The 21,156-nt window shown below is 39.0% G+C and carries 19 protein-coding genes; 9 read left to right on the forward strand and 10 right to left on the reverse strand.

All coding sequences use genetic code 11. The features are described from left to right. Window positions 1–7 precede the first annotated feature (7 nt). The 7 genes from BuS5_RS16665 to BuS5_RS16695 all read right to left on the reverse strand — a co-directional run bounded on the left by BuS5_RS16665 (window position 8) and on the right by BuS5_RS16695 (window position 7,752). Window positions 8–622: a hypothetical protein gene (locus tag BuS5_RS16665; RefSeq protein ID WP_027353351.1), complete on the reverse strand. Its 615-nt coding sequence runs from the start codon at window positions 620–622 to the stop codon at window positions 8–10. Further along, window positions 562–2,016, reverse strand: a complete 1,455-nt coding sequence (locus BuS5_RS16670) for a sensor histidine kinase (protein WP_027353350.1) — start codon at window positions 2,014–2,016, stop codon at window positions 562–564. Before BuS5_RS16670 ends, BuS5_RS16665 begins: the two co-directional genes overlap by 61 nt. Window positions 2,017–2,116: 100 nt before the next feature. Then, window positions 2,117–2,743: an HAD family hydrolase gene (locus BuS5_RS16675; RefSeq protein ID WP_051374638.1), complete on the reverse strand. Its 627-nt coding sequence runs from the start codon at window positions 2,741–2,743 to the stop codon at window positions 2,117–2,119. Beyond that, a complete protein-coding gene (locus BuS5_RS16680) occupies window positions 2,740–3,471 on the reverse strand; it encodes a DUF1573 domain-containing protein (protein WP_268815373.1) in 732 nt (243 codons plus the stop codon). The genes BuS5_RS16675 and BuS5_RS16680 overlap by 4 nt, the downstream gene beginning before the upstream one ends. A 15-nt stretch (window positions 3,472–3,486) precedes the next feature. After that, window positions 3,487–5,943 (reverse strand): replication restart helicase PriA, encoded by a 2,457-nt coding sequence (gene priA / locus BuS5_RS16685; protein ID WP_027353346.1) that lies wholly within the window; start codon window positions 5,941–5,943, stop codon window positions 3,487–3,489. A 60-nt stretch (window positions 5,944–6,003) separates the two neighbouring features. After that, on the reverse strand, window positions 6,004–6,993 hold the full coding sequence (locus tag BuS5_RS16690) for a beta-ketoacyl-ACP synthase III (protein ID WP_027353345.1): 990 nt from the start codon (window positions 6,991–6,993) through the stop codon (window positions 6,004–6,006). A gap of 480 nt (window positions 6,994–7,473) precedes the next feature. Then, complete coding sequence (locus BuS5_RS16695; protein WP_027353344.1) at window positions 7,474–7,752, reverse strand: integration host factor subunit alpha; 279 nt, start codon at window positions 7,750–7,752, stop codon at window positions 7,474–7,476. A 244-nt stretch (window positions 7,753–7,996) separates the two neighbouring features. Between BuS5_RS16695 and BuS5_RS16700 the strand changes: the two genes are divergently transcribed. The 6 genes from BuS5_RS16700 to BuS5_RS16725 are packed head-to-tail and all read left to right on the forward strand — an operon-like array spanning window position 7,997 to window position 13,848. Further along, complete coding sequence (locus BuS5_RS16700) at window positions 7,997–8,743, forward strand: class I SAM-dependent methyltransferase (protein WP_027353343.1); 747 nt, start codon at window positions 7,997–7,999, stop codon at window positions 8,741–8,743. An 8-nt stretch (window positions 8,744–8,751) separates the two neighbouring features. After that, window positions 8,752–9,768, forward strand: a complete 1,017-nt coding sequence (gene amrS / locus BuS5_RS16705) for an AmmeMemoRadiSam system radical SAM enzyme (protein WP_198012200.1) — start codon at window positions 8,752–8,754, stop codon at window positions 9,766–9,768. Next, window positions 9,749–10,624, forward strand: a complete 876-nt coding sequence (locus BuS5_RS16710) for a UbiA-like polyprenyltransferase (protein ID WP_027353341.1) — start codon at window positions 9,749–9,751, stop codon at window positions 10,622–10,624. The genes amrS and BuS5_RS16710 overlap by 20 nt, the downstream gene beginning before the upstream one ends. Further along, window positions 10,621–11,241 carry a UbiX family flavin prenyltransferase gene (locus BuS5_RS16715; RefSeq protein WP_027353340.1) on the forward strand — a complete coding sequence of 207 codons (621 nt, stop codon included), beginning with the start codon at window positions 10,621–10,623 and terminating at the stop codon, window positions 11,239–11,241. Before BuS5_RS16710 ends, BuS5_RS16715 begins: the two co-directional genes overlap by 4 nt. Next, a complete protein-coding gene (locus BuS5_RS16720) occupies window positions 11,234–13,000 on the forward strand; it encodes a menaquinone biosynthesis decarboxylase (RefSeq protein WP_084445721.1) in 1,767 nt (588 codons plus the stop codon). The genes BuS5_RS16715 and BuS5_RS16720 overlap by 8 nt, the downstream gene beginning before the upstream one ends. After that, the gene (locus BuS5_RS16725; protein ID WP_051374637.1) at window positions 13,000–13,848 is read left to right on the forward strand and encodes a sensor histidine kinase; all 849 of its coding nucleotides are present in this window, start codon (window positions 13,000–13,002) and stop codon (window positions 13,846–13,848) included. The genes BuS5_RS16720 and BuS5_RS16725 overlap by 1 nt, the downstream gene beginning before the upstream one ends. Before the next feature lie 72 nt (window positions 13,849–13,920). Here BuS5_RS16725 and gptM read toward each other — a convergent pair whose 3' ends face one another. From gptM to BuS5_RS16740, 3 genes are all read right to left on the reverse strand, one after another. Next, window positions 13,921–15,210, reverse strand: coding sequence for a geopeptide radical SAM maturase (gene gptM / locus BuS5_RS16730; RefSeq protein WP_027353339.1), 1,290 nt, complete (start codon window positions 15,208–15,210; stop codon window positions 13,921–13,923). A 215-nt stretch (window positions 15,211–15,425) separates the two neighbouring features. Further along, window positions 15,426–15,557, reverse strand: a complete 132-nt coding sequence (locus BuS5_RS16735) for a hypothetical protein (protein WP_255342801.1) — start codon at window positions 15,555–15,557, stop codon at window positions 15,426–15,428. Window positions 15,558–15,677: 120 nt separating this feature from the next. Next, a complete protein-coding gene (locus tag BuS5_RS16740; protein WP_027353338.1) occupies window positions 15,678–17,546 on the reverse strand; it encodes a TonB-dependent receptor plug domain-containing protein in 1,869 nt (622 codons plus the stop codon). A 336-nt stretch (window positions 17,547–17,882) separates the two neighbouring features. Here BuS5_RS16740 and BuS5_RS16745 point away from each other — a divergent pair, with 336 nt between their 5' ends. The 3 genes from BuS5_RS16745 to queF are packed head-to-tail and all read left to right on the forward strand — an operon-like array spanning window position 17,883 to window position 21,139. Continuing rightward, complete coding sequence (locus BuS5_RS16745) at window positions 17,883–18,770, forward strand: ABC transporter substrate-binding protein (protein ID WP_198012199.1); 888 nt, start codon at window positions 17,883–17,885, stop codon at window positions 18,768–18,770. Further along, window positions 18,751–20,742 carry an ATP-binding protein gene (locus tag BuS5_RS16750; RefSeq protein ID WP_051374635.1) on the forward strand — a complete coding sequence of 664 codons (1,992 nt, stop codon included), beginning with the start codon at window positions 18,751–18,753 and terminating at the stop codon, window positions 20,740–20,742. The genes BuS5_RS16745 and BuS5_RS16750 overlap by 20 nt, the downstream gene beginning before the upstream one ends. Beyond that, window positions 20,723–21,139, forward strand: coding sequence for a preQ(1) synthase (gene queF, locus BuS5_RS16755; protein ID WP_027353337.1), 417 nt, complete (start codon window positions 20,723–20,725; stop codon window positions 21,137–21,139). The genes BuS5_RS16750 and queF overlap by 20 nt, the downstream gene beginning before the upstream one ends. Window positions 21,140–21,156 lie beyond the last annotated feature (17 nt).

Raw genomic sequence — 21,156 nt, forward strand, 5'->3', positions numbered from 1 at the left:
TACCTGTTTACTTATCCAGGGACTCCCTTTTTTTTTCTTCAATGCCCAGATCTATCTCTTTAAAATTTTTAATCTGATTTTGAAGGCCATCTATACGGTCTTTAAATTTTATAAGCCTGGTCCGCAATTCGTCCGTATCTTTTTTTCGTGCAATACGTTCTGCATTCAATCCAGACTCAAGCTTTTTGATTTCTTTGTTTCTATATATAATTTCCTTAAGTAAATTACTATAAAATAATGCTTCGGTTTTTAAACGCCTTTTTACAAATTTCTTATCATCTTCAATTGCTATGAAATACTCTAATGCTTTTTTATAATTCCGCTGCTGGTTTTCCGGGTGTATATAGAGTAACCCCAACTGGAACAATGCCTTGTTTTCAAGACTTTTGGGCAGACTTTTGGGAAAAAGCGATAATGCTTTTTCAGTTTCATCTATAGATGCTTTATAGTCTCCTTTTTCCATTAGTTTCGCTGCATTGGCAAGATATTTTTCACGCTGGCCCGCCTTATTTGGATAAAAGCTGGAAAAAAGGGCGCATCCGGTAAAAACAAATATTAATATCAGGCAACAGGCAATGTGAAAAAAAACGTGCTGCCCTTTCCAGGTTCGCTTTGAACCCATATTTTTCCTCCATGAGCGGTAATAATATACTTGGTTATTGATAACCCCAGCCCGCTTCCCCTAGCTGTCTCAATTTTTTCATCAATACGTTTAAATTTTTCGAAAATTAAATTAAGATGTTTTTTATCAATACCTATCCCGGTGTCGGAGACCGATACCTCGACAAATCCCTTTTTAACTTGTGAAATATTTAAATTAACGATTACAGAATCCCGTTCAGATGTAAATTTTAACGCATTGCCTATAAGATTATCCATAACCTGGGCTATCATCTCTTCATCTATAATAACAAGGGGCAAATCAGGATAGGGTTTTAATTCAAGATTTATTCTATTCAGTTCGGCAACAGGAGCTACTTTTAAGATACTTTTCTGAATTACCGGTATAATGGAGCATTTACTAAAACGATAATCCATCATATCGACCTCCATACGGGACAGATCCAGGATTCGGTTAACGGATTTTATTAATCGCGCGCACTCTTCATTGACAATATCTAACAGTTCATCCTGCTTGCCCTTTCTGCCTGCATAAGATCCATCACGAAGCATACTTGTGGCTGTTTTAATGGCTGTTAAAGGTGTTCTCAATTCATGTGATACATAGCTGATGAAATCTGTTTTCATATTATCCAGTTCTTTCAGCCGCTCACACATACGGTTAAAATGATCTGAGAGCTCTTTTATTTCAGGTGGAGAATTGATGTTTGAAATTTTATAAAATTTTCCTCTTGCTATTTCCTCTGTTTGTTTCTGTAAAAGCAGTATGGGACGGGTTATACTCTTTGTGTTAAAGAATGATATCAGAACGCCCATAAAAACCGACAAAACTGCTATAAAAGAAGCAACTCTGAAAACATGTGAACTGATCCTGTTGGACAATTCTATTTTTTTTTCTCCATCAGATCCGGCGATCTTTATGAGCTGCTCCAGCTTTTTGTTAATTTTGTCTCCTAATCGAATATTCTCCTCAATATATTTTTGGACTGGATAGTCGGAATTTTTTCCCAGTCTCTTTATATCAACCTCGAATTTAGAAAGATAAACGAGATATAAGTTTCTTGCCTTTTCAAAAGCCCCTTTCTTTTCACTGTTATCTATAAGAGACTCAAGTTTGGTCATCTCTTCCCTGGCATAATCATGGATCTTTTTAAACTCATTTAAAAAATCCCTGTCCTTTGAAACCAGAAATTTATTGCCAAAGCCCACCTGGGCATAAATAGTCTCCTGCAGATGCTTGGCAATCCTTATGCCGGCCCCATCTATTTCAGCTATAGAACGAGTAAGATCATTGATCTGCTTAAGCTTAAACGGCAGATATATACCTATAAAAATAATCATCAGCATTATCGCTGCATAGCCGAATGCAAGTCGTTTAAATATTGTGATTTTCATTAAAGCATGCGTATCTATATTGAAAGCGGTGAAACGATTTTAAATTAACACGGATTAATAATATTGCCGATTGTAGGGGCACGATGCATCGTGCCCCTACTTAAATTTCGATTATGCTTTCCATATCCTTTAAACTTTTAATATGAAAATCAGCGGGTATTGAAGTATTGTCGTATGCAACAAAAAATACACCCGCAGCTTTTGCCGCCTGTTCATCCAGGGTTGAATCACCAATATATATCAAATTTTCAGGTTTTAAATTAAAATAATTGAGTATGCTTATAAGAGAATCGGGATATGGTTTGGGATGTTCCACGTCAAGCGCTGTAACAACAAGATCGAACAGGTCTTCCAAATTATTTTCCGACAAGACGGCATCCATGGTTGTTGTTCTGTTTGTAGCTATAGCAGTTTTGTAATTTTTTCTAAGCTTTTCAAGAAGTATCTTGAGATGCGGCTCGATATCCATGTATTTCAGAAATGGTATGTAACTTAATTGCTTGCAATAGTTAATGGCCGCTTTGAAACTTTCAGTATCGTCAAAAAGACGGGCTATAGACTTATCTGCAGTATGAATATGTACGTATTCCAACTCTTCCAGAGTCATTTCGGGCCTGCCGAAATTTTCAAGAATATGATTATAATAGGCCCGATTTGTATTTATTGTATCGAACATGACTCCGTCACAGTCGAAAGCTACCACTTTAATGTTTCTCATTTTTTTCATGCACCGCCTTCCGGGGATTTACTGAGAATATTGCCGTAAACGCCGATTCTAATCTCCGGCTGTATTTCACTATCTGTTTTTAAATATATGGAATCGTGATAACCGCCTTTGGTCGTTTTCTTGTTCTTGATTTTCAATATATAAAAAGTCACATCAGATTTCCTGGACTCTTCCAGCCGATACTCAATAAAATCGCCTTTTTCCGCTCTTAACCCGGTTATCTTAAATGGATATTTCTTTTCCGGGGTAATTTTTACGCTTCTCTTGATCTCTGTGCCTATTTTACCGCGCAGGTTAACCCGCCTGGGGAAAATGGAGACAAATCTTTCAACTTCTCCCGAAACAACAAGAGTAACTTTTTTACTCTTTTCATCATTTGTTTGCACTACAATGTTTTTTTTCAGTCTTCTGCCGCCATATCCTTTTGTCTTGATCCTGATTGTAATTTTACCCTCTCCGCCCGGAGAGATTTGTCTCGAAAAAGAGACAGCCGTGCACCCTCACCCGGTTTTTACCCTTTTAACTACCAGGGGAGCGTTGCCCCTATTTAACACTTTGAAATCATGTGTTATTTGCGTTCCATCAACAACTTTGCCAAAATCAAAACTCTCTTCCGGAAAAAAACTGTCCGGCGTCTTTAAATCCTCTTTTACTTCACCCGAGGATAAAGAAAAAACAAAAAAAACAGAAAAGATTAATAGGGGAAAAACATACAATTTTTTCATCATAATTCAACCTCCTGTTTACATCATAAAAAAAGGATCAATGTCCGATATTACTTTAACATCTCTGCCTCTGACATCAGACTTATTATCAAAAAAAAGTCTCTGGACCATTCTATGAAGAGGCTTTATTTGCGGACTTTTTAACAAAAGATGCCACCTGTATTTATTTGCGATCTTCGGGACAGGAGCTTCAATCGGTCCCAGCACCTGAACCTGTTTAAAAAAAGGACTGCCTGTTTTTAGTTTTTTACAGATATTCGTAACTTTAAACGCATGCTCACCGGTTTTCGCCTTGCTCCGGCCGAAAATTTGCAGCCTGATCATCCTGGTAAAAGGCGGATAATCAAGTTTGCTGCGAAATTGAATTTCCTGATCATAAAAACTGTTAAAATCATGATTTTGAGCTGCCACTATGCTGAAATGATTCGGATTATAAGTTTGCAAAATAACTTTTCCCGGCGCATCACCCCTCCCTGCCCTGCCTGATACCTGGGATATAAGTTGATATGTGTTTTCACAAGCTCTAAAATCCGGAAAGTTCAACGACAAATCTGCACAAATTATTCCCACAAGAGTAATTTTAGGAAAATCATGGCCTTTAGCAATCATCTGGGTTCCTATCAGGATATCTATACTCTGTTTTTTTAAACCTTGCAATATTCTTAACAATGATCCTTTTCGGAGAGTTGTGTCGCGATCCATTCTCGATACCCTGGCATCCGGAAAAAATGTTTTCACACCTTCTTCAACCTTTTCAGTGCCGAACCCAAGCAACTTTATGTCATGGGAACCGCATATATCGCAATGGGACACAGATGGCCGCGAATATCCACAATAATGACACCTATACGCATTTGTTTTTTTGTGCAGAGTCAAGGTAATTGAACAGTTTTTACACCTTAAAGACTCTCCGCAGGCAGCGCATACAGGATGAGTGGCAAAACCCCGCTGATTAAGAAAAAGCAAAATCTGTTCGCCTCGCTCAAGGGTCTCTTTCATTGCAAAGCGCAGTTCAGGTGAAAGGAATCTCTTTGCACCCCTTGCATCCCTGTTTTTACGTAAATCAACGATGGTAATATCAGGAAGGGAGCTTTTTCCGACACGCCTGGTAAGGGAGGCCTTAAAATATTTTCCTGTAAAAGTATTATGGTATGAATTCACGGACGGAGTTGCCGAACCTAACAAAGCAATTCCGTTTGAATGTTTTGCCCTTACAACTGCGAGATCCCTTGCATTATAACAGAATGTGCCATCCTGTTTGTATGAAGCATCGTGTTCTTCATCAACTACAATCAGGCCAATATCTTTAAAAGGAGCAAAAATTGCAGACCGGGCGCCTATAGCTATTGAAGCCTCACCGGCTAATATGCGGGTCCACTGATCATATAGTTCACCAGCAGAAAGCCCGCTGTGCAACAGGGCAACCGTATCTCCGAAGCGGGAACGGAACCTTTGCTCTATCTGGGTTATCAGGGCTATTTCAGGTACAAGAATAACTACAGAACATCCTTTTTTTATTACTATTTCCGTAAGGTGAAGATAGACTTCCGTCTTTCCGCTGCCCGTTACTCCTTTAAGAAGACATGTGGAATATCCTTTTCCGAACAGATTTTGTATAAAGGCAACCACATCCATTTGTTCTTTTGTCAACTGCGGTGGGATATCCGGTATTATCGATTCTCCGAAAGGATTCCTGTATATTTTTTTTTTATAAATTGTAACCTGACCGGCCTTCTGCATGGACCTGACAAGATTAATAGACGGCGGTATAATTTTTTTTAATTCTTTTACAGAGAGGTCGCCTTTAGATTTTAAAAGATTAATTATTTTTTTTCTTGGCTCTGATAGTTTTTTTTCTGAATAATCATTATTATGCCGACCTGTTCCCGAATCAATAAATGATACATAACGCTCTAATTTAGGCTTTGTACGGCCACCACTATTAAATGCCCTTTGTTTGGTGAGCAGCCCTTGCCTTGCCATCCTGTTTATTAAAGAATCTGTAACAGTTATAGTTAATTTGTTTATGATTTTTTTCTGACTGCAGGATCCATGCCTCAAAAAATGCAGAACAGTTGTCTCCACAGATGTAACTGATTTTTCAATAATAGCTTTTTTCCCTTTTTCTGTTATAGCAAGGCAAACCGTGTCATATATGTTTAAACCTTTCGGCAGAGCGGATTTGATGACTTCACCCAATGGGTGCATATAATAATCTGCTGTCCATTTGAAAAAGGGTATCATGGAAGATGGGAAAATTGGGGATTCATCGAGAATATCTATGATGAATTTTATTGAATCATGATAAGTATCTTTAGGACGTCCGAGTATGTATCCGGTTACTTTGCGCCGACCAAATGGAACAAGTACCCGTTTACCAGGGGAGACTTGATGATAAAAGTGCTCAGGCACTCCATATGTATATGTATTAAATACAGGCAGGGCTATAGCTACTTCAATATGAGACCTTTGCAAAACGTTCCCCTTCGTCCGGTTTTTGCGCCAGGCTCAAATTTGAATGTTCATTGGGAAAAATCAGTCCATAGACCATCTAAGCAGCAGACTTCCCCACGCAAAGCCGGTGCCGAATGCAGATAGAATTATCCGGTCGCCTTTTTGCAGTTTCCCATCCTGATAAACTTCCGACATTGCAATAGGAATTGTGCCAGCTGTGGTATTCCCATATTTTTCAATATTTATAATTGCCTGGTCTTCTGTCAGCCCAAGCTTTTCCGCTACAGCGGTTATTATTCTGGCATTAGCCTGGTGAGGTATAAAAAATTTTATATCATCTGTTTTGAGATTATTTTTTTCAATTATATCTCTAAAGGTTTTTGTCATTTCTATTACTGCATTTTTAAATAATGTCCTTCCATCCTGGTGGACAAAATGCATCCCCTTATCGATTGTTTCGTGCGTAGGGGGATGCAGACTGCCTCCTCCCGGCATATATAGATACTGACCGCCGGAACCATCTATGTGGTTGAGATAGTCTTCAATTCCGTAACCGTCTTCACCGGATGGCTCAAGGAGCACGGCTCCCGCACCATCGCCAAAAATAATACACGTATTGCGGTCTTTATAATTCATTATTGAGCTCATTTTATCAGCGCCTATAACCATAACCTTTTTATGTTTTCCGGTTTCAATAAACTGAGAGGCAGTGGATATAGCAAACAGAAATCCGGAACAACCTGCCACCAGATCATATCCCCAGCAATTTTTGGCATTGAGTTCATTCTGTACTATTGTAGCCGTGGAAGGAAACATCATATCGAATGTTGTTGTGGCCATTATGATAAGATCAAGTTCATCGGGGTGAGTATCTGTCTGTTCAAGGACTTTTTTTGCTGCTTTGACAGCCATGTACGACACACCTTTATCCTTGTCCAGAACTCTTCTCTCTCTAATGCCGGTACGTGTATAGATCCATTCATCGTCTGTATCAACCATCTGCTCCAGGTCGTAATTTGTAAGTTTATCCTCAGGTACAAAATGATCTATACCGGTTATTCTTGCGCGCATTAAAGAACCTCCTTGATAATACATCTGTTTAGAAAAAATGACCAACTACCATAAGGCACCCCTATGTTGCAACATTTTTCATGTTCGGAAGAAAACATTAAAGGTATACACGACCAGGAACTCCGCCTCGTTTGAATAAGGTGAGACTCTATGAGTCCTTAGGGAACTGGGCAGAATTTTTGTTCATCTTCAAGGCGTGGTAACAGTTGCATAGTGAACTATACAACTGTTACCGCAACGTAGAAGACGGACAAAAGGGCAAGCAGGATGCGTAGATTATTTTCTGTAAGTTCCCTTATACACACTTAGGCAGGTTTAAATAAGATAGTTATTTCAAAGGAATGACAGTTAACTGACTGTTGTTGTAGGTTATAATAAGATAGGGGCAAGCGCCTCCAAGGTGAAGTAAAAAACTTCTAAAGATAACGTACCTTAAAAGCATATGATAGAAATGGACAAGAACCAAGAAACCGGGATGGTTCAGGAGTTGAGCCTTTCTCTTAATTTCCCTGAACACTTGAAAGTAACTACTTGTCTTTCCCTAAGCATCAAATCAGCGCCTGTTGCAGGGTTACGCCCCCTCCTTTTGTTCTTTTTTTTAACACAAAACTTTCCAAACCCCGAAATCAACACATCATCACCTTTTTCCAGGGTACTCTTTATAAGTTCCAGCAGAATTTCGACAATTTCAACAGATTTATTCTTGGTAAAACCAAGTTGATGAACTTTTGTAACAATATCATTTTTTGTCAATGCCATATTACCTCCTGAAAAAACCTGCTCCCCAAAAAACCGGACAGCCAAATCCAGACAACCAAATTGAAAAGCTATAATAGAATTTTATGCTTATCGATTAAGTTCAGAATGAAGTCAACATTTTTTATGACTACAATAACTTTCTGACTTTATATAATATTATTTTAATTCAAAAAATTGATATCTGTCAATAAATATTTAGCGGAAAATGTTGATAAAAAATACCGTTTATTTTAAAGAATAATTTATGGGTTACGTATTTGATTTTCATGATGCTGCGTCTTACGATAAATGGCTTCAAAAGCCTGCGAACAAATTTGCCTTTTCCCTGGAAACTAATCTAATGATAAATATGCTCAAGCCAGAGCAAGGCAGAATGGTGCTCGACATTGGCTGCGGCACCGGCGCAGGCCTGCTCAAATATCTCGAAATGGGCTTACAGGTTACAGGAATTGATCCATCTCCATATATGCTTGATATTGCAGCAAGCAAAGTAAAAAACCGTGCAGATTTACATCGAGGCTTTGCTGAGCGGCTTCCCTTTGATGACAATTCTTTCCATTATGCATCTTTGATCACAACCCTGGAATTCGTCGAAGATCCGGAAAAAGCTCTGGAAGAGGCTTTCAGGGTAACAAAAGACAGGGTTTTTATAGGGGTTTTAAACCGATATGCCCTTAAAAGTTTCCATAGGCGGATAAAAGGTATATTCACAAGTACTATTTTTAACCATGCCCAATTCTTCAGCATATGGGAGCTTAAGCAGATAATAAAAACAATTTTGGGGGATATCCCCCTATCATGGGGTACGGTATGTCAATTTCCGTTTTCATCATACCGTTTCGTATCCATGCTCGAAAGGAACCGTATAATACAGAAATGTCCATTTGGTACTTTTGTCGGAATGATGGTGGTTCCTGTCCCATTTTATAAAACAACGTTACTTTCAGTTAAGTGCTGCGTCAATCATTCAACAGGCGTAGCAAGAGGATAGTGTGAATAATGAAAGCGATTCTATATGATTCCCTTAAAGACAAAAAGGTCCTTTGCAATCTTTGCAATCATCGCTGTATTATTAAAAACAGCGAACGCGGAATATGCAATGTTAGAGAAAATAGAGACGGAATCTTGATATCCCTGATTTACGGGCGGCTTATTGCACAGCATGTTGATCCTATAGAAAAAAAGCCACTTTTTCATTTCATGCCCGGCTCTTTATCTTTTTCCATTGCTACTGTTGGCTGCAATTTCAAATGTCTTTTCTGCCAGAACGCGGATATAGCGCAGATGCCGTCCGACAGAGATGGGATGATAGCAGGTGAATATTGCAGTCCTGTATCTGTTGTGGAAAGAGCAAAAAAAACAGGTTGTAAAAGTATTTCATATACATATACTGAGCCGACAGTAAATTTTGAATTTATCCTGGAAACAGCAAAGCTTGCCCATGCTGAAGGGATTAGTAATATTTTAGTGACAAACGGCTATATGACAGCCCAGGCGCTGGAAATCATCGGGCAGTATATAGATGCAGCTAATATCGATTTAAAAGCCTTTAATCCGGAATTTTACAAAAGATACTGCGGCGCCAAACTGGAACATGTAAAAGATACTTTGAAATTGATGAAATCAGCAGGTATTTTTGTTGAGGTAACAACTCTTCTCATACCAGGGCTTAATGATGATATGGATGAAATCTCCAATCTTGCTTCTTTCATAACCGAATCCCTTGGAACGGAAACCCCATGGCACGTAAGCAGGTTCCATCCCACATACAGGTTGACAGACCGACCATCCACTCCCCTGGCAACGCTTGTAAAAGCTCGAAAAACCGGTATGGAGGCGGGGCTCAGATATGTTTATACCGGCAATGTTCCCGGCGAAAATGGAGAGAATACGTTCTGCTATAATTGTGGAAAAATTCTTGTGAAGCGGTGGGGGTTGAATATGAAACAAAATCTGATTGTACAAGGGCTGTGCCATGCCTGTGGAGCTGAGATAGATGGTGTTTGGACTGAATAATATTCTACCATATTTCAGAATGATCAAGTTTTCCCATACCATTTTTGCGCTTCCGTTTGCTCTTGCAGCAGCAATACTCGCCTGCAAACAGTATCATGTTGAATTGATTGATATATTCTGGATATTGCTTGCCATGACCGGCGCTCGTTCTGCGGCCATGGGTTTTAACAGGATCGCAGATGCTGAATTTGATGCAAAAAATCTTCGTACTGCAAATCGCGCAATTCCTGCCAAAACTATTTCACTCGCAGCAGCAGCTCTGTTTGTGTTTGTTTTTGCCCTTATTTTTGTCTTTGCGTCTGCAATGCTGGGCCGAATCTGTTTTTATCTATCCATTCCTGTTCTAATTATACTTTTTGCCTATTCATACACCAAAAGAATCACTCTCCTTTCACATATATATCTCGGATTTGCAATCTCCATTGCTCCTATCGGCGCCTGGATCGCCCTGACCGATACTTTTTCACCTGCTATTCTCCTACTCTCCCTTGCTCTTATGTTTTATATTGCAGGTTTTGATATTATATATGCATGCCAGGATATTGATTTTGATAAAAAAGAAGGCCTTCATTCTATTCCTGCCGGGGTTGGTATAAAAAAAGCTCTTATGTTCTCTAAAATTATTCATTTTTTTTCTTTTTTTTTCTTTTACTTAATCTATCATGCTTTTGATATGCATTCGATTTATCTGATAGCGCTTTGTATTATCGGAATTTTGCTTATCATTGAGCACCGGCTTATAAAATCTGATGATCTTAGAAAAATTAATATAGCATTTTTTCATGTAAACAGTATTATTTCCGTAACACTCTTTGCAGGAATCCTTCTTGATGAACTGGCCCGGCGGTGGATATGAAAAAACGTATTATTGTCGCAATTTGCGGCGCTTCCGGTTCCATCTACGGAATAAGACTTTTAAAGGCTCTTCTGAAAATCCCTTTAAACATATATCTTGTCATTTCAGCATCAGGCTACAGGGTTCTGGAACATGAGGCCGGTTATAATGCCGGCTGCAACCTTGCCTCTTTTATCAGTTTTCTTAAAAAAGAAGGGATCTGTTTTCATAAAGATGCCGTGCTTAATGTTTATGAGCAGGAGGATTTTTTCACACCTCCGGCCAGCGGATCATTTGTTCATGACGGAATGGTTATAGCTCCCTGTTCCATGGGCACCCTGGGTTCAATAGCATCAGGGATTTCGGATAATCTTATAAAGAGAGCAGCGGATGTTTGTCTGAAAGAAAAAAGGCCACTGATCCTTTTAACAAGAGAAACACCCTTAAGCCTGATCCATATAAAAAATATGTACAAGGCCGCTGAATCAGGCGCCATAATAATGCCCCCCTGCCCGGGATTCTATTTCAAACCGGGCAGTGTGGAAGAATTGATAGATTCTGTTATCGCCCGCGTCCTGGATCATTTGAATATCAAACAGACTCTTGTTAAAGAGTGGGGGATAAACGATTTTGTATAAAAACTTAAAAGGATTTCTTGAAGCTCTCGATAGGGCAGGCGAGATTAATTATATTTCCGAACCTGTATCCGTTCGTCTTGAAATAAGCAGATTTACAGACCGGGAATCCAAAAGACCGGAAGGTGGTAAGGCACTTTTTTTTAAGAATGTTAAAGAATCTCCATTCCCTGTTGTGACTAACATTTTTGGCAGTACCCGCCGAATATGCATGGCGCTGGGTGTGGACAACCTCGACAGCCTGGGTGCAAGAATACGGGAATTCACAGAGCTGAACCCGCCCAAAAATTTTAAGGAAGCACTAAATATTATACCTTTGGCAATTAATGCTTCAAATTTTTTTCCACGTGCTTTTAAAGGCAAAAGTGCTCCATGCCAGGAGATCGTTTTAAGAGGCGCCGAGGTTGATCTTTCAAAACTGCCTGTTTTATGGTGCTGGCCGGGAGATGCCGGACCTTTTGTGACCCTTCCTCTTGTTTTTACCAAAAGTCTTGTCACGGGCAGGCGTAACGCAGGGATGTACCGCTTGCAGATATTCGATAAAAATACAACGGGTATGCACTGGCATATCCACAAAGATGGATCTCATTACTATAATGAATATTGCAAGGCCGCAAAAAGAATGCCTGTGGCAGTTGCCATCGGCGCGGACCCTGCCGTAACATATGCTGCCACCGCACCCATGCCCAGGGGTATTGATGAGATGATCCTGGCAGGTTTTATAAAAAAAAAACCTGTCAGAATGGTCAGGTGTTTAACCATTGACATGGAAGTGCCGGCTGAAGCTGAATTTATTTTAGAAGGATATGTGGATCCCGGAGAATTCAGGAGGGAAGGCCCTTTTGGGGATCATACCGGATACTATTCATTGGCGGACGATTATCCCGTTTTTCATGTAACTGCAGTTACTCACCGAAAAAATCCTGTATACAATGCAACTCTTGTGGGGCGACCTCCCATGGAGGATTGTTACCTGGCAAAAGCGACTGAACGTCTTTTTTTGCCTATGCTTCAAACGGTAATGCCTGAAATATGCGATTACTGGTTTCCCTGGGAGGGAGTATTTCACAACATAGTAATAGTTGCAATTGACAAAGAATTTCCCGGCCACGCCCAGAAAATCATGAGCGGCCTTTGGGGGCAGGGCCAGATGAGTTTCTGCAAGGCTATTATTATAGTTGATAAAAACATTAATCCCGCTGATCCTGAAATGGTATTGAAAGAGCTATTGACAAAATTTGATATTACCTCTGATATAACAATAACAAAAGGCGTACTTGATGTTCTCGACCACTCTTCTCCTTTTACAAATTTCGGCAACAAAATTGGTATAGATCTTACAGAAAGATTCAGTGGGGAGCCGCCAAGATCCGGCGATGCCTTGTATACCAAAGAACCCGGAATTCCAAACGAACCGGTAGAAATTAATAATTCCAGGCAGTTGTTTCAGGACTCATTCAAAAATAATACTATTGCAAATCGGATTATTGCTTTTTCAGTTGAAAAAGATGAATATAGAGGAGGAAAACATTTTGCGGATATCCTGCTATCTGCAACTAATTTGGAGAGTTTCAATATTTTAATTTTGTTTGATAATAGTATCGATTTATCAGATAATTCCACGCTGCTCTGGAAGCTCTTCAATAATGTTGACCCAGGTCGGGATTTAATTTTTAAAGGCAAACGGGTGGTAATAGATGCCTGCAAAAAATTGCCTGTTGACGGGCATGCCAGGGAATGGCCTGAAGAGTTGATATTATAATGAAAGATATCGAAAAAAACAAAGAACAGTTAATAGCTGAACTGAAAAAACTCCGCACGCGGATGGCAGAGCTGGAATCCTGTAAACCCAGGGGCGAACAGACAGATTGTAACAGTAAAATAATAGATGACCGACGCCATCAAGCTATGAGGCTGGATGTGGTCAGTACCCTTGCTGGAGGTATTGCGCATGATTTTAATAATTTGCTTATGGGGATACAGGGTAATGTTTCATTGATGTATTTAAATACAAAGCCGGATCATCCCAACTATAAGAAATTGCAGAGCATTGAGGAGAATATCGAAAGCGGGGCCGAGATTACCAGGCAAATTTTAGGTTTTGCAAGAGGTGGTAAATACCATTTCAAACCTGTCAACCTTAATGAAATTGTAAAAAAAACCGTTATCATGTTTGGAGGTTCAAGGCGCGAAATCAGGATAAAAGACGAATACCAGGAAAATTTATATAGAGTCAGGGCTGATCAGATACAGATAGAACAGGTTCTCTTCAGTCTTTTTACAAACGCCTGGGAGGCTATGCCTGATGGAGGTAATATTTACATTAAGACCAGGGATATTGTTCTTAATAACAATAACATCAGACCGCTCGGTGTTCCTGCAGGAAGATACGCCCAGATCACAGTAAAAGATAACGGAGCCGGTATGGATAACGCCACAAGGCAGAGAGTATTTGAACCATATTTCACAACAAAAGAGAGGGGCAGAGGCACCGGACTGGGCCTGGCCGCTGCTTTCGGTATAATAAAAGGGCATGGCGGTATGATTGAGGTGGAGAGTGAGAAGGCCAAGGGGACTACAGTTGTATTTTGCCTGCCAGCGTTGAAATAGTAGGGGTTCAAGATTTTGAACCCCTACATAGAAACAATTGATAACGCATTGAATTTATTTATGTGACGATCGCTAACTGTACTTTATGTCCTGTAACAACATAGTCTCCAGGGCAGCATCAAAAAACTTTTTTTTGCAATCTTTATTTTTTACATTCCCATCTTTTAAAAATGTCATGTACCGGCATCCTCCGAAGCATAATGGAAGATACCTGCATTCCAGGCATTCGCTGTCTTTCCATAAGCCAAGGTTATAAGAATCTGTATAATCCTTGATGCCGTTTTCAAGGTCTCCGACCTCAAACTCCTTTTTACCATTCAAGGTGGGGCATTTATAAATTTTACCGTCAAAGTTAACCACATAAGAATCCTTTGATTCGATCATGCAGGCCATGGGAGCAGGCTTGGGGGTAAACCAGCCTCTTTTTAATATCTCCTCCCTTAAAAAACTGTCGGCATTAATCACCCATGGTTCATTACACGATCCGCATTCATTCTTTAACCCTATCCTCCGGCCGGAATCAGACGGAAGATCCATTATCGGATCAAACTTGACGGAATGTATTTTGTCAGGCCCAAGCCCCTCTTCAAGAAGATAGTCTAGGAGCATGACGAATTTTTTATAATTATCCTGGCGGTAATTACCACCTATGCTGATTTTTACTATATCACAGGTTTTTTTAATATTATCTATTATTATATCAAAGCTCTTTGCGCCGGATTTAAATGGCCGTGATTTATTGTGGATTTCCGGGGGTCCGTCTATTGTAATTTTTATATTTTGGAGCCCGAGTTTGACAAGTTCTTCAGCCTTTTTACGGGTAAAAAGAGAACCATTGGTTACCATTCCTGAACAAAAGGATACACCCTGTTGTTCAGAATAAGATACCAGAGCTTCTGAAATTGATTTCATCCTGTCAAAACTCAGCATCGGCTCTCCACCGTAAAAATCTATGAGAAGCCTTTCTTTATTATTGGCAAGTCTTTTTTTAATGAATTCTATGAGAAGCTTTTCGGTACTGTCTAACAGGTATAACTTACCTTTCATCCCTTCTTCAAAACAGTACGGGCAGGCAAAGTTGCAGTCCAGATTCAAGACAACCGTAAGCTTGAGCAAAGAGTTGTTTTTGTTAATATCATCCATATAATGGAGCATGGACTGCTTTTCATCTGCGGCATCAGGTACTATCATGCCTAATTCTTTTAGCAGGGATGCATCAGAATCGGAAATTGTTCCTTTTTCAATGGCCTGGAATGTTTCTTCGGATATAAGAATTTTTGAGGCATGTTTGGTGGAAAATAACAGGAGGCTGCCGGGTTGATCTTTGAAAGGATAACTTTTCAGGTAATGGGAAAGCTGCATATTTATTTGATCCTCATTTCTTGCGATGTTTCATGGATTTAAATCATATCTATGAAATCACCGCAAGAACTAATTGCTATTTGCAAGTTGCAAGTTGCAATTCAGGAGAGATGGGGTTGAGGCAGTGTAAAAATTAAATAGTTTAAAACTGCCTTAATCAATCAAGCAAAACGGGCAATTTATAACAAAAATGCAGCATCAGATTTCGTTTATTACTACCATCCGCCGCTTGACGGCATGTATGGCCCAAAGCAGCAAAATGAAAGCCATCCATCTCCATTTTTTATACCTTTATCAAAAACAACGATTCCATTTTTTTCTTTACGGTTTCTTTTGTTTTCCTTCATGATGATCTCCTTAAATAAATTTTATAATTTATGTTACTGTAACTTTATGCTACTATAATAAGCACTTATTGTGCCAGCATAAATTAAAAATAACTTATGGAGAAAAAAAGATTGAAAAAATCAAAAATGAATTCTCAATCCGGCTTCCACCCATCTTTGCGGATTTTCCCTATCCATCTGAACATATTGTGATCCATTGAAGATATTGTGGGCTGTGAAAAATATTTCGGAAGATACTTTTGTTTTAAAATCTAATTTTTTAGTAATATTAAGATCCCAAATAAATGTATTATAGTGTGAATCTAAAGACGCTCTATCCTCAATATTCCACCAGGTATATTGTCCAAAAAGCTCCGCATGAAATGTTTTTTTATCATCGTATTTTATGCTTAGATCATAAGTATACATATTGGGTGAACCGGATTCTTCAGATGAATTGATATGAGCATATGAAAAGCCTGCAAAACAGGTAAAATTATAAAAAGGTATGGTCTGTACCTCAATTTCAATCCCCTGTCGCCTGGTTTTACCATGATTAGTAAATCTTGGTTGACCTATAGTGGGTGGCCTTAACTCTTTATGAAGATTATGAAAAAAGTATGTCGTTTTTATCCATAAATATTTGGCAGCCGCAGTTTCAAAACCTCCCTGGTATGACCAGATCTCTTCGGAATCAAGCGATCTGTTCTGTTCATAAGTTAAGCTGCCACCCGATACATACGGCAAGGGCGGAATAGTAAAGCCTCTTGCCACAGATCCTCTTAAAATCGATTCTTTTCCGATTTGATATGTTGCTCCTATGCTCGGACTTATAAACGATCCTGTGAGGCTGTTATAATCATATCTAAAGCCGGGTGTGATCGACAAATCTTTTATAATTATGGTATCATTGGCGTAAAGCGCCCATTTTTTGATATCAGGATCCGTTTTGCTGGTTTGGGAAAAATTTGGCACACTATATTTTTCGGTCTGGCCAAGTTCGCCATGGTCAATATCAAAACCTAATACAGCAGTATGGTACTGGTTTGACCATACTATTGTTGCATTGCCTCCTATAGTTTGATCATCATATTTATAACGCGACTCTGTATTGTGGAACGAGAGAACGGATTTCTGCTTAAAATGGTACGCTGCAATGCTGAAGTCAAGATTGTCGTTAAGCCTGGCTTCTATTAATGCTTTAGAATGGAATGTTCTGGTATTCATCTTACCTGAAAAATTTTCTCCGAAATCTGTTTCAGGCTCAGTGTATCCCATACTGATAATTGCATTAATTTTTTTCGATACCGGAATCCTGAACTTGGAAAAAAAACTGTTATTGTCGAAATGCCTCGAGTTTCTTAAACCGTCAGATTTTTGGCGCGCGCCAAACAAATAACACCCCACCGGCCCTGCCAGCCCTGAAACCTCGGCCCTGTAATCCCGGGTATCACGCTCTCCGAATGAAGCCTGAACAGTACCTGACGGTATTTTTGTATCTCCGGCGGACTTGGTTATGATATTAACCACCCCCCCGAGGGATGATCCCCAGGCTGACGAGGCAGGTCCTTTTATGATTTCTATCCGCCTGACAATTCCTACCGGAATTGAAATTGTTTCAGGGGAGTTGTTTGCAAGCTGGTTCCAGGTTATTCCATCCAGCAGAACCCGAATATTTCTTTCATTGGAACCCTGTATTGTCATTAAAGCAGGGCTGCCGAAATCATGATTAAAACCACGTAAAAATATGCCGGGCACCCTGTCTAAAACTTCCGAGATTGTATGGGCATTCATCCTTTCAATCTCTTTTGCTGTTATTACGGTTATATTTTCAGCGACTTGTGAAACAGACTTGGGATGTCTCGTGGCTGAAATTACCAGCTCTTTTTCCTGGTAAAACATCCGGAGAATCTGCATTTCATCTTCGATGGTGGAGAGATTGGCATCACAGATAAAAGCTGTGGTGATTAAAAAAAATAGGCTTAAAGTATAAACTTTAATATTAAACAATTTTAATCTCGTATTTACTAAATAGAGAAATGTTTTTTTTCGCTGATTGATAGAGTGGTAAAAAAAAATATTGCGTCTTCTGTTTTTTGAGAAAATTCCTAAAAACTCTTTTAAAAGGAATGGAAAAGAGATATTAGATATATGTAAGTACTAAATTATTTGTTTATTATATAGAATAGGAATATATTTTGCGACTTGTTAAGTTATTAATAACAATCTTTTAAATTAGTTGCAATATTATTATTTGCAAATTTATATTTTGAATTTTTATTTAAAAAACCTACAGGGTACTGCAAAATATACATTTAAATGAAAAATTACGTGTTCATTGTAACAATGTCAATACTTTTTTTTTCTGTGCCTGCTGCTTCAGCCGAAAAAATCCTGGCAGTCCAAAGCATCAGGATCGCCCCTTATGAGCAAGCTTTAAAGGGGTTTGAATCGATATGCAAATTAAATATTCGACGCTTTGTCCTTTCTGATTACAAAGGCGTTGATATTACGCATAAAATAAAATCGCTACGCCCGGATATGATCCTTGCAATAGGAGCAACTGCACTTTCTAAAGTAAAGCAGACCAGGGACATCCCTGTCGTATATTTCATGGTACTTGATCCAAAATCTGTAATTTCTTCCGATGCAAAGAATATTTCCGGTATAAGCATGAATATCCCGCAGAAAGATCAACTTTCTATAATTGTCAAAATTTTTCCTGACGCTAAAGATATTGGAGTTATATATAACCCTGAAAAAACAGGTTTTATGATTAAAAGAGCCGAAGCGGCAGCCTGGGATGCGGGCATAAATCTGATTAAAAAAACTATTAACGACCCTAAAGACGCAGCTTCACGAATAATGGAGATGCAGGGAAAAATCGATCTGTTCTGGCTGTTTCCTGATACCTCTGTGCTAATGCCTGAGACAATTAAATTTTTATTCCTTTTTTCCATGAATAATAAAATACCTGTAATTGCATTTTCTAAAAATTATCTGGGAATGGGAGCCTTGCTGTCAATCGGAATTGATTCTTACGATATCGGACGTCAGGCCGGTGAATTGGCAAAGAAAATTTTAAAGAGTCATAAAAAATCATTGAATAAACATATTGACGTCAGGAAGCCGGTTATATCGTTGAATAAAAAAATAGCTGATAAGTTGGAAATAAAGGTTAACAAGCATAATTTTAATGCTTTTTGGGACATAGATGAACCTGAATTTAATTAAAACATTTAAGGAAGGCTTCGGTATAAGAATTTTTATCCTCTTTACCGTTTTTACATTCCTTGTTTCTATCGGGTTTACCGGATTTTTTATGCATTTCCAGAGCAAAGCCATGGAGCAGGCTTTGAAAAACAACGGTAAAATACTGGCAAATATTCTTGCGTATAATGCTAAAATAGGGGTTTTTTCGGAAAATATCGACCTTTTAAAAAATCCTGTTGACGGTATTTTTCAGCAAGAGGAAGTATTCATGGTGACTGTTTATAATAAGGCAGGAGAAATCTTAATAAACAATAAAAAATCCAATTATGACAAGTATAACAAAACTATCAATATCTATGAGAATATATCTGATAAAATTTTTAAAAATATAGAGGCGTATAATACTGCATTTTTTTCAGATCATAAGGATAGTGTAGGATTCTGGTCCAAAGTGGTTTCGGTGGAGACTTCCACAAATGATGAATCCTTGTTTTTTGATCAGGACATGCCTTTGAATAATGTCAGAACCATCGGTTTTGTAAGGGTTCTGCTTAGCAAGCGAATTCTGCATGGCCGGCTTCTATCTCTTTGCATACGAAGTATCTATATAGCACTTTTCTTTTGGATGGCAGGTTCCATTGTTGGTTTTTTTATCCTTAAGTCGATTATTAAACCTTTAAACCAGTTAACCAGGGGAGTTAATGCCTTTGGTGAACATGGGGTAATAGACAAAATTCCGATTCATACAAAGGATGAAATAGGCAAACTGGCCGATGCTTTTAATAATATGTACGAATCATTAAGGAAAAGAGATTCTGAAAAAAAACAGTTGGAAGAACAACTTCTGCATTCCCAGAAAATGGAGGCAATAGGCACTTTGGCAGGCGGTATAGCACATGACTTTAATAATATCCTGGGTGTTATTGTGGGCTATACGGAGCTATCGTTGCTGGATATGCCAGAGACAGATCCGCTGCGCGGCAAACTTGATCAGGTGCTTAAGGCCAGCGGACGGGCGACCGATCTTGTAAAACAGATTCTCGCTTTTAGCCGCAAGGATAAACAGAAGCTTACCCTGACCAGAATATACCCAATAGTTAAAGAAGCCCTCAAGATGCTGCGATCATCTCTGCCGACAACCATTGAAATTCGTACGGACATAAAAAAGATCAATTCTTCAATTTTATCAGATCCTTCTCAAATACATCAAATCCTGATGAACCTTTGTACAAATGCGGCCCATGCCCTGCCTGATAATAAAGGGTTGTTGGAGGTCAGCCTGGCTGAAGTGGATATTGATCAGGATAGAGCGGCGGGACATACCGACCTGCAGGCCGGCCGTTATCAAAAACTTACTGTTCGTGATAATGGCGAAGGGATCAAGCCTGAAATCATGGATCGAATTTTTGATCCGTTTTTTACAACAAAGGGCCCGGGGAAAGGTACGGGCATGGGCCTGGCGGTTATCCACGGGATAGTAAAAAGATGTAAGGGAGCCATAATCTTTGATAGTGAACCTGGCAAAGGAACAATATTTCAGATTTTTTTTCCCACAGTTGATTCCAACATACATGAAAAACTCGAAATTCATAAAAATATTCCCAATGGTAATGAAAAAATCCTTTACATAGATGATGAAAAACAGATAATAGATTTTGGCCAGGAAATCCTGGAAGGATTAGGTTACAAAGTTGTCGCAAAAACCACACCAACGGATGCCCTTGAAATATTCAGGGCGGATCCTGACAGCTTCGATATAGTTATTACGGATATGACAATGCCCAAGATGACGGGTATAGAGCTTGCAGTGCAGATAAGCATTATAAGACCGGGGATCCCGATTATTCTTTGTTCAGGCTATAATGCAAATATCACCAAGGAAAAGGCTCGTGAGGCAGGCATAAGAGAGATTATAATGAAACCATTCGCTATAAATGAAATAGCCTGTGCTATCAGGGATGTTCTGGATAATAATGAAAAATATGATGCATAATAATTCAAAAAAAAATATTGGCGCCATGGAGAACATCAAAACCGATATCCTTGAGGTTATAGAATATAAATATCACGGCAAAAGAAATATCGACATTACCATTAAGCAACCGGAATTTACATCTGTTTGTCCCATGACCGGACTCCCGGATTTCGGATGCATAACAATCAATTATAAACCTTATGCTAAAATCGTAGAATTGAAATCACTAAAATTTTATCTGCTGCAGTACAGGAATGCAGGAGTTTTTTACGAACATCTGGTGAATCGTATTCTGGATGATCTGGTTAAGGTCCTTGCACCGTTTGATATGCAGATTGAAGGTGATTTTACAGCCCGGGGCGGAATCACAACCAGAGTTAGAGCAGCATACAACCGGGAAGATGAAATTGACTAATAAGGAAAAATCTTAAA

It is taken from the genome of Desulfosarcina sp. BuS5 (assembly GCF_028752835.1).
Taxonomy (GTDB): Bacteria; Desulfobacterota; Desulfobacteria; order Desulfobacterales; family BuS5; genus BuS5.